At 71.7% G+C, this 15,216-nt stretch carries 11 protein-coding genes; all 11 read right to left on the bottom strand.

Features of this window, described 5'->3' with window-relative positions; genetic code table 11:
- Positions 1–122: 122 nt before the first annotated feature.
- Positions 123–1,214: a sugar phosphate isomerase/epimerase family protein gene (locus ACFWYS_RS08000; protein WP_384764827.1), complete on the bottom strand. Its 1,092-nt coding sequence runs from the start codon at positions 1,212–1,214 to the stop codon at positions 123–125.
- Between the two features lie 114 nt (positions 1,215–1,328).
- Entirely contained in the window at positions 1,329–2,774 is a 1,446-nt protein-coding gene (locus tag ACFWYS_RS07995; RefSeq protein WP_384764825.1) for an alkaline phosphatase family protein, read from the bottom strand.
- Positions 2,771–3,940, bottom strand: a complete 1,170-nt coding sequence (gene eboE, locus ACFWYS_RS07990; RefSeq protein WP_384764823.1) for a metabolite traffic protein EboE — start codon at positions 3,938–3,940, stop codon at positions 2,771–2,773. The genes ACFWYS_RS07995 and eboE overlap by 4 nt, the downstream gene beginning before the upstream one ends.
- A gap of 3 nt (positions 3,941–3,943) precedes the next feature.
- Positions 3,944–4,867, bottom strand: coding sequence for a TatD family hydrolase (locus ACFWYS_RS07985; RefSeq protein ID WP_384764821.1), 924 nt, complete (start codon positions 4,865–4,867; stop codon positions 3,944–3,946).
- A complete protein-coding gene (locus ACFWYS_RS07980) occupies positions 4,867–5,697 on the bottom strand; it encodes an EboA domain-containing protein (RefSeq protein WP_384765102.1) in 831 nt (276 codons plus the stop codon). The genes ACFWYS_RS07985 and ACFWYS_RS07980 overlap by 1 nt, the downstream gene beginning before the upstream one ends.
- A 368-nt stretch (positions 5,698–6,065) precedes the next feature.
- Entirely contained in the window at positions 6,066–7,106 is a 1,041-nt protein-coding gene (locus ACFWYS_RS07975; protein WP_384764820.1) for a sugar phosphate isomerase/epimerase family protein, read from the bottom strand.
- A gap of 282 nt (positions 7,107–7,388) precedes the next feature.
- Entirely contained in the window at positions 7,389–8,573 is a 1,185-nt protein-coding gene (locus ACFWYS_RS07970; protein ID WP_384764818.1) for an inositol-3-phosphate synthase, read from the bottom strand.
- Positions 8,574–8,687: 114 nt separating this feature from the next.
- Positions 8,688–10,094, bottom strand: a complete 1,407-nt coding sequence (locus tag ACFWYS_RS07965) for a ThuA domain-containing protein (RefSeq protein ID WP_384764816.1) — start codon at positions 10,092–10,094, stop codon at positions 8,688–8,690.
- A gap of 15 nt (positions 10,095–10,109) precedes the next feature.
- Entirely contained in the window at positions 10,110–12,623 is a 2,514-nt protein-coding gene (locus ACFWYS_RS07960) for a PQQ-dependent sugar dehydrogenase (RefSeq protein ID WP_384764815.1), read from the bottom strand.
- 84 nt (positions 12,624–12,707) lie between these two features.
- Complete coding sequence (locus ACFWYS_RS07955) at positions 12,708–13,706, bottom strand: sugar phosphate isomerase/epimerase family protein (RefSeq protein ID WP_384764813.1); 999 nt, start codon at positions 13,704–13,706, stop codon at positions 12,708–12,710.
- A 34-nt stretch (positions 13,707–13,740) separates the two neighbouring features.
- On the bottom strand, positions 13,741–14,952 hold the full coding sequence (locus ACFWYS_RS07950) for a Gfo/Idh/MocA family protein (protein ID WP_384764811.1): 1,212 nt from the start codon (positions 14,950–14,952) through the stop codon (positions 13,741–13,743).
- Positions 14,953–15,216: the final 264 nt, after the last annotated feature.

Here is a 15,216-nt window from a genome sequence, read left to right as displayed (position 1 = left end):
CCGGCTTCGGCGGGGGGCGGGGGGCCCCAGGCGCGCGCTCTATCGGGGGCCCCCGGGCGGGGCGCTCTCCTGGGGGGGGGCGGCGCGGGGGGGCGGCCCCCCTCCTCATGTCGGTACGACCGTCAGCACTTCTCCCGCAACGAGTGCAGGTGCTCACTCGAACGCCGTGCGAAGGTCAGGGACTCGGTCGGGTTGTCGTGCTCCGCCTGCCAGTGGTGGGCGAATCGCTGCCCACGAAGTCTGGTCACGGCGGAGATGAACCGCTTGTAGTCGATGTCGCCGTCGCCGACGTCGACCATGCGGTAGCCGTACTGGCTGGCCGGGTCGTTGACACCGTCCTTGACGTGGAAGAGCGGGTAGCGGTGGGGCTGGTTCAGCACATAGTCCATTGGTTCGAAGGGGGCGGGTGAGCCGTCGGGCCGCTTGGAGAAGCGGAACTGGCCCGAGTACGCCCAGAAAATGTCCATCTCCAGGAAGACGAGGTCGGGGTCGGTCTCGGCGAGCAGCACGTCGTAGAGGCGGACCTTGGGGTTGTCGGTGGCGAAGGAGAACTCCTCGGAGTGGTTGTGCTGGTAGAACTTCATGCCGCGTGCCTTCGCCGCCGCGCCGTAGGTGTTGAACTCCTCGGCGGCGCGTTTCCAGGCGTCGACGGTGGAGCCGTAGCGGAACGGCCCGGAGGCGGTGCCTATGTGCTTGAGGCCGAGGGCCTGGGCGTCGTCGAGGACCTTGGTGAGGTTCTGGGCGAAGGTGTAGGCGTTCGGGTCGTTGGAGTAGTAGCCGACGTGGCTGCCGATCGGGTTCAGGCCGTGGTTCCTGGCCAGCCGCTTGAGCTGGGCGAGGGTGATCGGGCCGGCCGAGCCCTGGGTGTATCCGGCGAACTCGACCTCGTCGTAGCCGTACTTCTCCAACTCGGCGAAGACGGGCGCGAATCCGAGTGTGGAGACCTTGTCGCGCAGGCTGTAGAGCTGGATGCCGAGGCGGCCGGGCGGGAGGACGGGACGGCCGCGGCCGGCAGCGCCGGAAGCCGTGCCGGTGGCGGACGCGGTGCCGGGGGCGGACGCGGTGCCGGGGGCGGCGGTCCCCGCAGCCGCGGTCGCCGGGGCCGTGGCGGCGCCCAGCAGGGCGGCGGCCGTGGTGCCCGCCGCCACGCCGAGCATGCCTCGTCTGGTGAGGCGGTGGGTGAGTTCGGGATCCGTCTGGGAAAAGCGGCTCATGCCTGGAACTCCCTGTGATCGAAGGCCGTTGTCAGTGGTGAGTGCTTCACTTGTGACCAGTCGGAAGAGACGGGTCGGTGAGACCGGTGAGCTGGTGCTGCCGGACGTGACCTCTCAGCCGAGACCGGCGAGTTGGAGCAGCAGTGACTTCACATCGGTGGCCGCTACGCGGTCGCCGACAGCGCGGGGGGTGGAGCAGATGAGGAGCGGACCTTCGTCGTCGCTCGCAGGAAGGCGGCCGTGGCTGCCGCGAATAGGGGACGGATCCAGAGGCACGACCGCCATGCGGTAACGCATGCCGAGTTTCTTACGGGCCAGCGCGGTCGCGGCCTTGACCTTGACGTAGGGGTCGAGGGGATCCATGAACAACTCGACCGGGTCGTAGCCGGGTTTGCGGTGGATCTCGACCAGGCGCGCGAAGTCGGGTGCGCGGGCGTCGTCGAGCCAGTAGTAGTACGTGAACCAGGCGTCCGGCTCCGCGACGGCGACGAGTTCGCCGGAGCGCGGGTGGTCGAGGTGATGGGCCTTCTTGCCCTCGTCGTCGAGGAGTTGCCCGATGCCGGGCAGTGCGTCGAGGGCAGCCCGGGTCGCGTCGAGATCCTCCGGTCGGCGTACGTAGACATGGGCGATCTGGTGATCGGCGACCGCGAAGGCACGTGACGTCATCGGGTCGAGGTACTCCATGCCGTCCTGTGTGTGCACTTCGAGCAGTCCTGCGCGGCGCAGGGCCCGGTTGATGTCGACGGGCCGGTCCGCTCGGGTGATGCCGTACTCGGAGAGCGCCACGACGGTACGGCCCTCCGCTCGGGCGTCGTCCAGGAGCGGAGCCATGGCCGAGTCCAGGTCGGCGGCCGCTTTCAGGGAGCGCGGGTCGTCGGGGCCGAAGCGTTGCAGGTCGTAGTCGAGGTGAGGGAGGTAGCAGAGCGTCAGGTCGGGGTGCCGGGTGCGGATGATGTGGCGCGTCGCGTCGATGATCCAGCGGCTGGAGACGAGGTCCGCGCCGGGGCCCCAGAAGTGGAAGAGCGGGAAAGTGCCGAATTTCTCGGTGAGTTCATCGCGCAGGGCGGGCGGCCGGGTGTAGCAGTCGGGTTCCTTACGGCCGTCGGAGTAGTAGATCGGACGGGGGGTGACGGTGATGTCGGTGTCGGCGCCCATGGCGTACCACCAGCAGATATTGGCGACCGTGTAGCCGGGGTGGGCGCGGCGGGCGGCCTCCCAGAGTTTGTCGCCGGCGACCAGTCCGTTGTGCTGGCGCCACAGGAGTACGTCGCCGAGGTCACGGAAGTACCAGCCGTTGCCGACGATGCCGTGCTCCGACGGGTGGGTGCCGGTGAGGAAGGTGGACTGGGCGGCGCAGGTGACGGCGGGCAGGACGGTGCCGAGCGGTGCGCGGGAGCCGGACTGGGCGAGTCTCTTGAGGTGAGGCATGTGGTCGAGGAGACGGGGGGTGAGGCCGACGACGTCGAGGACGAGGAGCGGGGTGGGACGGGGCACCGCAGTGGCGTCGGGTCCGGGCGCCGAGCGGGTGGCCGGGACTGCCGGGTCCGGTTGCTCGGTCATGGCAGCTCCTTGAGGCCGAGGTCCGTCAACAGGTCGCGGGCGAGGGTGAGTTCGGCGGCAATGCCGTCGACGAGCTGGCTGCGGGATCGGGGTCGCAGTTCGAGCGGGAGGGCCTGCCAGGTGTACGTCTCGACTTCGAGGTGGCGGGTGAGCGGCTGGGGGCCGCCGACGAGGCGGGTCAGGGCGGCCTTGAGCACGGGGAGCGTGGAGGTGAGGGGCGCGGCGGGGGCCGCGTGGAGCGGGACATGGAAGTGGGCGCGCCACGGAGAGGCGTCGGGCAGGGCGTCGCCCTTCAGGGCCTCACCTAGGTCGTCGGTGCCGCGCAGGCCGGCGGCGGTGGCGGTGCGGGTCTGGTGCAGGAAGCGGGGTTCGTCGAAGGCGGCGAGGGCCTCGCGGACATCGGGGAGATGGGGGTGTTCGGCGTGCAGGGCGGCTGAGAGCTGGGACTTGACGACAGGGATGCGGGCTTCGGTGAGCGCGTCCAGGGCGGCGTGCGGATCTTCGAAGGAGGTGGCGAGGTGGCAGGTGTCGACGCAGATGCCGATGCGGTCGTGGCGGACGGCGGTGAGCGGGGCGATGGCGTCGGCCGTGGTCTCGACGGTGCAGCCGGGTTCGGGTTCGAGGCCGACGCGGATGTCGCGTCCGGTCAGCTCCTCCAGGGCGTCCAGTCGCTCGGCGAGGGTGAGCAGGGCGGTGCGAGCCGTCTCGGCACGGTCGTCGTCGTAGGCGGTGCGCCAGGCGAGGGGCAGAGTGGAGATGCTGCCGTGGGTGACGTCGTCGGGGAGGAGGCCGGCGAGGACTCGGGCGAGGGAGGTGGTGTGGTCGAGGCGTTCGGGGTCGGCCCAGTCCGGCTTGTAGACGCGGTACTTGACCTCTTCGGCACCGAAACCCTCATAGGGGAAGCCATTGAGGGTGACGACCTCAAGGCCGCGCCGATCGAGCTCGGTGCGCAGGCCGCGCAGCGCGGACGGGTCGGAGACGAGAGTGTGGGCGGCGTCCTTGGCGAGCCACAGGCCGATGCCGAGGCGGTCACGGCCGAGCCGTCGGCGGACCGGCTCGCAGTGGTCGCGGAGTTGGGCGCGGACGCCGTCGAGGGTCTCGGCCGGATGGACGTTGGTGCAGTAGGCGAGGTGGACGGTGGAACCGTCAGGGTGGCGGAAGCGCATGGCTCACGCCCCCGGGGCCGGGGCGGCGGCCGGGGCGTCCCGCTCGCTCGGTGCACCGACCGGTTCTTCGCCGGGCTCCTTCGGAGCACCACGGAGGATGGAGTTGCCCTCATGTGTCGCCTGCGGGGTGGCCACGTCGAGGGTGAGGCGACCGCTGAGCCCGTAGAAGGCGACGGGGTTGCGCCACAGCACCCGGTCCACGTCGTCCTCGCCGAACCCCTCGGCCAGCATCAGATCGGCGACCTTGCGGGTCTTCAGGGGATCGCTCCTGCCCCAGTCGGCGGCCGAGTTCACCAGCACCTGCTCGGGCCCGTACGCGCGGAGGATCGCGACCATCCGCTCCTCGTCCATCTTGGTGTCGGGATAGACGGAGAACCCGAGCCAACAGCCGCTGTCCTTGGCCTCCTTGACCGTCGTCTCGTTGAGGTGGTCTACCAGAACACGGTCCGGGGGCAGTGCGGACTCGCTGACGACGTCGAGGGTGCGGCGCAGGCCGGCCAGCTTGTCGCGGTGCGGGGTGTGGACGAGGGCGGGCAGCTCGTGGTCGGCGGCGAGCTGGAGCTGGGCGGCCAGGGCGGTGTCCTCGGCGGGGGTCATCGAGTCGTAGCCGATCTCGCCGACGGCGACGACCTGGTCCTTGACCAGATACCGGGGCAGTTCGTCGAGGACGCGGACACAGCGCGGGTCGTTCGCCTCCTTGGGGTTGAGGGCGAGCGTGCAGTGGTGGGCGATGCCGTACTGGGCGGCCCGGAAGGGCTCCCAGCCGAGGAGGGAGTCGAAGTAGTCGAGGAAGGAGGCGGGAGAGGTGCGGGGCTGGCCGAGCCAGAAGGAGGGCTCGACGACGGCGCGGACGCCGGCGGCGTACATGGCCTCGTAGTCGTCGGTGGTGCGTGACGTCATGTGGATGTGGGGGTCGAAGAGGCGCATCAGGACTCCTTGCCGTCGGTTCCGCGGATGCCGCCGTGTTGGGCGGCGGGCGCGGGTGGGGTGGCCGTGGGGTCGGTCAGGGTCAGGACGCGGTACAGGTCTTCGGGTACGGGGCGGCCCGCGGCGGTGCGTTCGGCGGCGTAGTCGCCGAGCATGCGGGCGAGTTCGGTGTCGCGGTGGGCGCGGTGCTCCAGGTCGGCCACCGTGTCGACGGGCACGCCGGTGAACAGGCACTTCAGGACGGCGTGCCGCCACTGGTGGGGGTCCAGGTGCCGGGCGGCGTAGGGGCCGACGGCGGCGGCGAGGAGCCGGGTGTCGTTGGTGCGCAGGGCGTCCTCGACGAGCGGCAGGGCCTCCCGGCCCGGCACCAGGTGGGGCAGTGCGTGCAGGACGGCGCGGCGTTCGGCGGCGGTGCCCTGGAAGTAGACCCGGGTGAGGGCGTCGATGTCCGCGCGGGCCGCGTGCAGGATGAGGACGCGGGCGGAGTCGGCGTCCTCGGGGCCACAGCGGCGTCCGGCCTCGGCGATGCGCAGCTCCCAGACGGAGATGGGCCCGTGGCTGCCGGGGTTGGCGGCGGCCTCGTCGAGTGCCTGGTGGAGCCAGGCGCGGGGGGCGCCGCTGAGGCGGGCGTCGAGGTGCCGGCGCAGTTCGGTGGGCGGGGTGAGTGCGCGGGTCGTGCCTTCGCCGTCCGCCCGACTCCCGGCGCTCGCCCCCGCAGGCCCCTGGCGCCGCCGGCTGCTCGGGCGCCCGGCACCTGCCCAACCGTCGGCGCCGGCCTGGCCCTCGACGCCCGGATGGCCATCGGCGTCAGCCCGACCCTCGACGCCCAGATGACCGTCAGCGCCAGCCCGACCCTCGACGCCCGGATCACCGTCGGCGTCAGCCCGGCTCTCGGCACGCGCCCGGCCGTCGGTGTCAGCCCGCGCGTCGGTGTCAGCCCAGCCCTCCGCACCGGCCCAGCCCTCGGCGCCGGCCCAACCGTCGGCGCTCGCCCAGCGGTCAGTGCCCGCCCGGCCCTGGATGCTCGGCCGAGCCTGCGTTCCGGCCCAGCTTTCGGTGCCCGCGTGACGCCCTCCGTCTGGGCGCGCTTCGCCTCGGCGCGCTTCCTCTGGGCGCGCTTCGCGGTCCGTCGGGGGCTCGGTGACCGGGTGGCGCTCGGGGTCCGCGCCCGGGGTCGCCGGGCTGGTGCGGGGGTGGGTCATGAGGTGCTCCCTTCGGGGGTGGCGGAGGGATCGCCAGGAGGTGGGTCGAGTACGGGTGATCGGGTGGCCGTGGCCTGGGCGCGGCGGAGGAACGGGAGGGAGAGTTCGGCGAAGTGGGGGCCCGCGTGGGAGTGGCGGGGCAGTTCGACGACGGTCAGGCCCTGGTAGCCGGTGGCGGACAGGGCGGCGAGGACGGGTGGGAAGTCGATCTCGCCGTCACCGAAGGGGAGGTGTTCATGGATGCCACGCCGCATGTCCTCGATCTGGACGTGGCGCAGCCATGGGGCGGCGGCGCGTACGCAGTCGGCGGGAGAGAGGGGTTCGAGGCATTGGCAGTGGCCGATGTCGAGGGTCAGGCCAAGGTGTTGTGGGGCATCGAGGGTGCGGCGGAGGCGGTGGAAGTCGGCGAGGGTGGAGAGGAGGTGGCCGGGTTCGGGTTCGACGGCGAGCGGGATGCCGGCCCTGGTGGCGGCGGCCAGGACCGGTGTGAGCGCGTCGGCCAGGCGGTGCCAGGCCGTGTCGGGGTCCGTTCCCGGCGGGGTGATGCCGCTGAAGCAGTGGACGGCATGGGCGCCGAGGTCGGCGGCGACCTGGACGGCGCGGATCAGCAGGTCGACGCGGCGTGCCCGGTCGTCGGGGTCGGGGTCGAGCAGGGAGGGGCCGTGCTTGCGGCGCGGGTCGAGCACGTAGCGGGCACCCGTCTCCACGGTGACGTCCAGACCGAGCGTGTCCAGCCGGCCCGCGAGGCGGCGAGTGCGGGCGGCGAGGTCAGGGGCGAGGGGGTCGAGGTGCATGTGGTCGAGCGTCAGGCCGACACCGTCGTAGCCGAGGTCGGCGAGCAGGGCCAGGGCGTCGTCGAGGCGGAGGTCGGTCAGGCCGTTGGTGCCGTAGCCGAGGCGGAGCGGGGTGACCGCCGAAGTCGGGGAGACAGCGGTGGCACGCTCGGCGCCGATGAGGTGGGTGTGGGGGCCGTGGAGGCCGTTGCCGTCCTCCGGTGCCTCGGTGGACCGTGCCCGGGCGGATGTCGCGTGTCTCATCCGACGCTCACCTTCCTTCCGTGGCGGCGGCCGTGGCCGCTGCGCCCGCCCATGGCGTCGCCGGGGATGGTGAACAGCGCGGGCGGGCGAAGCAGTTCGCCCCGGGCGAGCGCCGTTGACCGGGACACACGACAGCGCCGCCGGCCGACGACAACACGCGAGACCCCGAGGACGGCGAACAGCACAGACATCCGAAGCAGCCCAACCCAGCCAAACGCCCCCGACCGGGACACACCCCAGCACCGCCGGCCGACAACAGCAGGCGAAGCCTCCGGTGCCGGATCACAGTCGCTCCCCGTCGGGACCCGCGCCCGGCTCAGGCCGCCGTGCCCGCCCGGCGCGGCCCGCCAGTCGCTCGGCGAAGCCCGTGAGCGTCGCGTACTGCTCGCCCAGGGCTGCCGGCCCCTCCCCCACCGGATCCTTGAAGTAGAAGCCCAGTTCGGTGAGTGGGCCGGAGAGGCCTGCCTCGTGGGATCGGGCGGTCAGGCGGGCCAGGTCGAGGATCAGGGGGGCCGCCAGGGACGAGTCGCAGCCCTGCCAGATGGTCTGGAGGATCATGCGGGTGCCGAGGAAGCCGTCGAAGGCGATGTGGTCCCAGGCGGTCTTCCAGTCGCCGAGGGCGGGGACGTCGTCGATGTGGACCTCGCCCTCGGGGGGTGTGGCGAGGGTGTCGGCGAGCACCCGGTCCTTGCCGGCGTTCTTCGCGGCCGCCGCGGCCGGGTCGGCCAGGGAGGCGCCGTCGCCGCCGCCGAGGAGGTTGGTGCCGGACCAGGCGCGGACCGTCAGGGCTCGTTGGGTGAACATCGGGCCCAGGACCGAGCGGAGCAGTGTCTGGCCCGTCTTGCCGTCGCGGCCCGCGAAGGGCAGGCCGGTCGACGCTCGCAGGGGCGCCAGCGCGGGGTGGTCCAGGCCGGTCGACGGGGTGAAGTTCACGTAGGGGCAGCCCGCGCGCAGGGCTGCCGCCGCGTACAGCGAGCTCGGGGGCAGGGCGGCGCCGGTGGGCTTGGGCTCGGTGGAGGCGACGTTCACCACGACCGCCCGGGTGAGCTGGCACCGCCGTATGAAGTCCCGGATGTCGGAGGCGAAGGCGGTGATGAGTTCGTCGTCGCCTCGTGTGTCACCGGGGAGGGGTCCGCCGGGCCTGATCTCCGTGTCCGCGGCGGCGAGTTCGGAGCGGACCGCGGTGGGCAGTCCCGGGGGCAGGACGCCGCCTGCTGCCAGGGCCTCCGCGCGTTTGGGCAGGGGGCAGTCCACCGTGTCGTGGCCGCCGAAGACCAGGGACGACAGGGCGGGCAGGCCGCAGTCCGCGAAGGTCGGCGTCTCGGTGACCAGGCCCGTCGGTGGGTGCAGGCCCGCGGTGACGGCGGCGCACCCGGCGACGACGGTCGTGGCGACGGAGCCGCGCGCCCCGATCAGCCAGACGCCGACGCGCGGTTCGGACGGGGAAATGGACATGGACGCGGACATGGCAGCCTCCTTGTCGAACGCGTCGTATGGGAAGCCCCGGGGCCGGGCCCCTGGCGAGGGCCCGGTGGGGCGAAGACGGCGGGCGGAGGTCCGGCGTCCCCCGCCCGCCGTCGCTCAGTCGCCCTGCGAAGCCATGGGTCCGGCGGATGTGGCGGACTTGGCGGTCTTCGCGGGCAGTTCCTTGATCCGGATGTCTCGGAAGGACACCTCGTCGTCGGCTCCGTGGTTCTGGATGCCGAGGTGTCCGTCGGTGAGGCTCCGGGCCGGGTCGGTGTTGGTGAAGTCGTTGATCTTCACACCGTTGAGATAGACGCGGAGGCGTTCGCCCTCCACGCGGATCTCGTAGGTGTTCCACTGACCCGGCGGGTTCAGCGCACGGTCGCGCTTCTTCAGATCGGCGGACTTGAAGCCGTACACCGCGCCGGTGGTGCGGTCGGCGGCGTCGGTCGCGTCGATCTGGATCTCGTAGCCGTTGTTGACGGCCGACCACGGGTCGTCCGAGGGCGGGAAGCCCACGAACACACCGGAGTTGTCGTCGCCGGCCATCCGCCAGTCGAGCTTCAGGGAGTACGACCCGAAGCCCGACCCGGCGTACCAGAGCATCCCCATGCCGCCGGTCGTCGTGAGGGTGCCGTCGTCGGACAGGGTGAAGGATCCGGGGCCGGCCTGTCGCCAGTCGTCCAGCGATGCCCGGGTGCCGTCGAAGAGCGGGCGGTAGCCGTTCTCCGGGCGGCAGTCTGCCTGGGCGTCACCGATGGCCCAGCGGATTCCGCCGAGCAGATGCTGACGGAAGGCGGGCTCGGCGTAGGACTCCTTGGTGTGGCCGCCCCCGGTGTAGAAGGCGCGGCCGCCCTGGTAGGTCTGGCACCAGGCGATCGGGTGATCGCCGTTCATGGTGCCGCCGGTGTACGAGGACTCGTCGAGGGATGCCAGGACATGGACCCGATCCCGGGGATTCGAGCGGTAGTTGTACCACTCGTCGGTGCGGTTCCAGGTCTGCGCCAGCCCAGTGGTCGCCGGGTGGGCGCGGTCCTCGACGTCGACGGTCGCGGGCTGGATCGCCGGGTGCGACTGGAAGTAGGCGCCGGCGACGCCGCCGTAGAACTCCCAGTCGTACTCGGTGTCGGCCGCCGCGTGGACGCCGACGTAGGCGCCGCCTTGGCGGATATAGCCCTCGAACGCCTGCTGCTGGGTGGCGTCGAGGACGTCTCCGGTCGTCGACAGGAACACGACCGCGGCGTAGCGGCGCAGGTTGGCGGCGGTGAACGCCGCGGCGTCCTCCGTCGCGTCGACCGTGAAGCCGCCCGTCTCGCCGAGCTGTTTCACCGCGGCGACGCCGTCGGGGATCGAGTCGTGGCGGAAGCCGGCCGTCTTGGAGAAGACCAGCACCCGCTTGGCCTCGGTCCCGGGCCGCGGGTCCCGCGAGGACTGGGACGCGGCCGGTCCCGAGACGCAGCCGAGGAGTACGGCCGCTCCCACGACTGCCGTTGCCAGCCGTCCGGTTGGAGCTGTGCGTCGCATCGTTCGTGCCTCCTCTCAGCCCGTGGTGAAGGTGAAGTCGTCCACATCGAACAGAGCGCCCGTGCCGCTCCCCTTGAAGACCAGGTAGAGCGTGGTCGTGCCGCTGGGCGCACGGGACAGGTCGGCGGTGACGTCCTGGAAGGTCTCCCAGCCGCCGGTCACCGGCACGGTCGCCTTGCCGAGCAGGGTGCCCGTCGAGGATCCCGCACGGACTTCGAGCGTGCCGCCCGCGCCGCCGGACGAGATCCGGGCGGTGATCTTCTTGGCGTTGCTCAGGACGTACGGCGTGAAGGAGATCCAGTCGCCGTTGTCGATGTCGCCGACCGTCCGGCCGCCGTGCGCGGTGGCCTTGGTGATGACGGAGACGCCGGAGCCGTTGCCGAAGTGCTCGGCCTGGCGGTGCCTGGGCTGGGCGACGCTCTGGTCGTGCGTGGTCAGCGGGGCCTGGCCGCCGCCTCCGCCGTCGGTGTACTCGGCGTCGATCACGCCGAAGATGTTGGCGTCCTCGTCATGGCCGCCGTCGGCGCTGGTCTGGAGGGAACCGGTGCAGCCGTTGGCCGAGGTCAGCGGGTGGCCGTGGCTGTCGTGACCGAGGATGAAGCTGACCTTGACCTTCGTACAGTCGATGGTCCGGTCCTCGGGGTCGGTGACCTTCACCTTGAACGGGATGGCGTCACCGAAGCTGAACAGCCGCCCGTCCTGCGGGAGTTCCAGTGTCACCTTGGGCGCGGTGTTGCCGACCACGATCTGTGTGCTGGCGCTGCCGGTGCGGCCCGAGGTGTCCTTGGCGGTGAGGGTCGCGGTGTAGGTGCCGTTCTTCTTGTAGCGGTACGTCGGGTCGGCCGCCGTCGACTTGCCGCCGTCACCGAAGTCCCAGCTGTACGACAGCGCGTCGCCGTCCTGGTCGGTCGTGCCCTCCGAGGAGAACTGGACCCGCAGCGGCGCCCTGCCCGAGGTCTTGCTCGCCGCGGCCTGCGCGACCGGCGAGTGGCCGTCGGTGGCGTTCTCGATCCGGTACAGGGCCGAGTGCTCGTCGCCGCCGAACCAGGCGGTGCCGTAGTCGAGGACGTAGAGCGCGCCGTCCGGGCCGAAGGCCATGTCCATGATCTGGGTGCCGGTCCACGGGACGTCGTTGATCGACTGCACGGCCCCGGAGCCGTCGCTGACGATCCGCTTGATCCAGCGGCGGCCGAACTCCCCGGCGAAGAAGTTCCCGTCGTAGGCCTCGGGGAACTTCACCGGCGAGTCGAGCGCGGCGTCGTAGTGGTAGACCGGGCCGCCCATCGGGGACTCGGAGCCGCTGCCGAACTCGGGCACGGATCCGCCGTCGTAGGGGATCCAGGCGGCCTGGGCCGGGGGAAGGTCGGTCAGGCCGGTGTTGTGCGGCGAGGTGTTCTTCGGCGCGGCGCAGTCGAAGGCGGCGCCGGACTGGCCGGTGGCGAAGTCGTAGTCGACGTAGGCGTCGTTGTCGCCGGTGCAGTACGGCCAGCCGAAGTTGCCGGGGCCGGTGACGCGGGCGAACTCGACCTGGCCGGCCGGGCCGCGTGCCGGGTCGGCGGCGCCGGCGTCGGGGCCGTAGTCGCCGACGTAGAGGATGCCCGTCTTCTTGTCCACGCTGAAGCGGAACGGGTTGCGGAAGCCCATCGCGTAGATCTCGGGGCGCGTCTTGTCCGTGCCGGGCGCGAACAGGTTGCCGTCGGGGATCGAGTAAGAGCCGTCGGCGTTCACCTTGATGCGCAGGATCTTGCCGCGCAGGTCGTTGGTGTTGCCGGAGGAACGCTGGGCGTCGAAGGCCGGGTTGCGGTTCGAGCGCTCGTCGATCGGGGTGAAGCCGTCGGACTGGAACGGATTGGTGTCGTCGCCCGTGGAGAGATACAGGTTGCCCGCCGCGTCGAAGTCGATGTCACCGCCGACATGGCAGCACAGGCCGCGGGAGGCGGGGACGTCCAGGATCTTCTTCTCGCTGGCCGTGTCGAGCGTGCCGTCGGTCTTCAGGACAAAGCGGGAGAGGCGGTTGACGCCGTCGAAGGGAGCGAAGTCGGCCGCCGTCCCGGTCTCGGGGGCGTCACCGGCCGGGGTGTTGAGCGGGGGCGCGTAATAGAGGTAGATGAAGCGGTTCTGGGCGAATCCGGGGTCGACACCGACGCCCTGCAGCCCCTCCTCGTCGTGGGTGTACACGGCGAGTTTGCCCGCGAGCCTGGTGTTGCCCGCCGCGTCCGTGAGGCGCAGTTCGCCGTCGCGGGAGGTGTGCAGGACCGAGCGGTCCGGGAGGACGGCGAGCGACATGGGCTCGCCGACCTCCGGTTCGCCCTTGGCGAGGGTGACCTGCTGGAAGTCGTCCGCCGCGGCGGCGGCCTCAGCGGCGGTTTCCCGGTCGGCGACGGCTGCGCCGGCCTGGGGTGCGGTGAAGGTGAGGGTGGCGCCCGCCAGCAGCACGCCGCTGAGCAGCGCCACCGCCTTGCGCAAGGACGGGCGTCGTCTGTGGGTCTCGTTTCTGTCGGTGCTGGTGGTGCGGTGTTTCGCGTGCACGAGTGCCTCCAGAATGGGGCCGGGTGTACATGCGGTCGTTCTTGCGCCGGGGTGCGCCGTCACCCCGGAGAGGTGCGAAGGGGTTCAGTTGCCGAACGCCGCGTCGAACGAGGCCGACGGGGGCTCGAAGTCGTACGCCTTCAGACGCTGCAGCGCCTCGGGTGCGCCCTGGAGCCGGTCCATTCCGGCGTCCTCCCACTCCACGGAGATCGGGCCCTGGTAGTCGATGGAGCGCAGCATCCGGAAGACGTCCTCCCAGGGGACGTCCCCGTGTCCGGCCGACACGAAGTCCCAGCCGCGTCGGGGGTCGCCCCACGGCAGGTGGGAGCCGAGGCGGCCGTTGCGGCCGTCGAGGCGTTTGCGGGCCTCCTTGCAGTCGACGTGGTAGATGCGGTCGCGGAAGTCCCAGAGGAAGCCGACCGGGTCGAGGTCCTGCCACACGAAGTGGGAGGGGTCGAAGTTCAGGCCGAAGGCGGGGCGGCCCCCGACGGCCTCCAGAGCTCGCCGGGTCGTCCAGTAGTCGTAGGCGATCTCGCTGGGGTGGACCTCGTGCGCGAACCGCACACCCTCCTGGTCGAAGACGTCGAGGATGGGGTTCCAGCGGGTCGCGAAGTCCTCGTAACCGCGCTCGATCATCGACTCGGGCGCGGGCGGGAACATGGCGACGAGGTGCCAGATGGCGGAGCCGGTGAAGCCGATCACGGTGTCGACGCCGAAGGCGGCCGCGGCGCGCGCGGTGTCCTTCATACGGTCAGCGGCCCGCCTGCGCACCCCCTCCGGGTCACCGTCGGCCCACACCTCGCCCGGCAGGATGGCCTGGTGGCGTTCGTCGATGATGGCGTCGCAGACCGCCTGGCCGACCAGATGGTTGGAGATCGCCCAGCACTTGAGGCCGTACTTGTCGAGCAGGGCCTTGCGGGAGTCGATATACGACGGGTCGGCGAGGGCCTTGTCGACCTCGAAATGGTCGCCCCAGCAGGCGAGTTCGAGCCCGTCGTAGCCGAAGTCCCGGGCGAGCCGGCAGACCTCCTCCAGCGGCAGGTCGGCCCACTGGCCGGTGAACAGCGTGAACGTACGCGGCATTGCGCGTCAGCCTCCTCGGGCCGCTATCGGGGTGTCAGACCGCGATCGGGGTGTAGACGGCGTTCTTCTCGGCGCTCTCCTCCACGGCCGCGAGCACGCGCTGCACCTGCAGCCCGTCGGCGAAGGAGGGTTCGGGCTGCCGGCCCTCGGCGACGGCGTGGACCAGGTCGCGGGCCTGGTGGACGAAGGTGTGCTCGTAGCCGAGGCCGTGGCCCGGCGGCCACCAGGCGTCCAGGTAGGGGTGGTCGGGTTCGGTGACGAGGATGCGGCGGAAGCCCGCGTGCGCGCCCGGTTCGGTGCCGTCGTGGTAGGCGAGTTCGTTGAGCCGCTCCAGGTCGAAGGCGATCGAGCCGAGCTCGCCGTTGAGCTCGATACGCAGGGCGTTCTTGCGGCCGGTGGCGTAGCGGGTGGCCTCGAAGGAGGCGAGGGCACCGGAGGGGAAGCGGCCGGTGAACACGGCGGCGTCGTCGACGGTGACCTGGCCGGTGGCGCCCTCGGCCGAGACGGCGGACAGCCCCTTCACGGCCCCGCCGGGCAGCGGGCGTTCCCGTACGAAGGTCTCCGTCAGGGCGGACACCCCGGTCAGCTGCTCACCCACCAGGTACTGCGCGAGGTCGACGATGTGCGCGCCCAGGTCGCCGAGCGCACCCGAGCCGGCCAGCTCCTTGCGCAGCCGCCAGGTGAGCGGGAACTCGGGGTCCACCAGCCAGTCCTGAAGGTAGGTGACCCGCACATGGCGCAGCCGGCCCAGGCGGCCCTCGGCGACCATGTTGCGGGCCAGCGCGGTGGCGGGCACCCGGCGGTAGTTGAAGCCGACCATCGCCAACTGGCCGCGCCGGTACGCCTCTTCGGCGGCGGCCGCCATCGCGACGGCCTCCTCCACGGTGTTCGCGAGGGGTTTCTCGCACAGGACGTGCTTGCCCGCGGCCAGCGCGGCGAGCGCGATCTCGGCGTGGCTGTCGCCGGGGGTGCAGATGTCGACGAGGTCGATGTCGTCCCGCGCGATCAGGGCCCGCCAGTCGGTCTCGGCCGCCGCCCAGCCGTGCCGGTCGGCCGCCGCGCGCACGGCGGTGGCGTCCCGGCCGCAGATCGCGGCGAGCACCGGGCGGAGCGGCAGGTCGAAGACGCGGCCCGCGGTGCGCCAGCCCTGGGAGTGGGCGGCGCCCATGAAGGCGTAGCCGACCATGCCGATCCGCAGCGGCGGCCTCTCGCTCTCTGCCCCGTCTGACTGCTGCGGCTGTCCCATATGCGATGTCCTCCTCGTCGTCGTGACACGGTGGGGGGTGGGCCCCGCCCCGATGGGCTGGTCAGTCCCGGGGGCGGGGCTCCTCACTTGAAGCCGGTGGACATGTACTGGTCGACGTTGCCCTTGTCGACGACCGCCGAGTAGAGCGTGATCGAGGCCGGGATCTCGAACTCGGCCATGCCGCCGAGGGCCCACCCCCCGGCCCCCCCCCCTTTTCGATTGGCCGGCGGAGATGCCCGTCACATCCCGCCGGCCGGATGTCAG

Origin of the sequence: Streptomyces sp. NPDC059010 (assembly GCF_042740355.1) — a bacterium.
In the GTDB taxonomy this organism is placed as follows: Bacteria; Actinomycetota; Actinomycetes; order Streptomycetales; family Streptomycetaceae; genus Streptomyces.
Note: the sequence above shows the minus strand (reverse complement) of the source record. Positions and strands in the feature narration are given on the sequence as shown.

Bases quoted from the DNA above. Each gene is read 5' to 3' on its own strand.
- ACFWYS_RS07970 (WP_384764818.1), bottom strand. From the start codon at position 8,573: ATGTCCGCGTCCATGTCCATTTCCCCGTCCGAACCGCGCGTCGGCGTC.
- ACFWYS_RS07950 (WP_384764811.1), bottom strand. From the start codon at position 14,952: ATGGGACAGCCGCAGCAGTCAGACGGGGCAGAGAGCGAGAGGCCGCCG.
- eboE (WP_384764823.1), bottom strand. From the start codon at position 3,940: ATGCGCTTCCGCCACCCTGACGGTTCCACCGTCCACCTCGCCTACTGC.
- ACFWYS_RS07965 (WP_384764816.1), bottom strand. From the start codon at position 10,094: ATGCGACGCACAGCTCCAACCGGACGGCTGGCAACGGCAGTCGTGGGA.
- ACFWYS_RS07995 (WP_384764825.1), bottom strand. From the start codon at position 2,774: ATGACCGAGCAACCGGACCCGGCAGTCCCGGCCACCCGCTCGGCGCCC.
- ACFWYS_RS07955 (WP_384764813.1), bottom strand. From the start codon at position 13,706: ATGCCGCGTACGTTCACGCTGTTCACCGGCCAGTGGGCCGACCTGCCG.
- ACFWYS_RS08000 (WP_384764827.1), bottom strand. From the start codon at position 1,214: ATGAGCCGCTTTTCCCAGACGGATCCCGAACTCACCCACCGCCTCACC.
- ACFWYS_RS07975 (WP_384764820.1), bottom strand. From the start codon at position 7,106: ATGAGACACGCGACATCCGCCCGGGCACGGTCCACCGAGGCACCGGAG.
- ACFWYS_RS07985 (WP_384764821.1), bottom strand. From the start codon at position 4,867: ATGCGCCTCTTCGACCCCCACATCCACATGACGTCACGCACCACCGAC.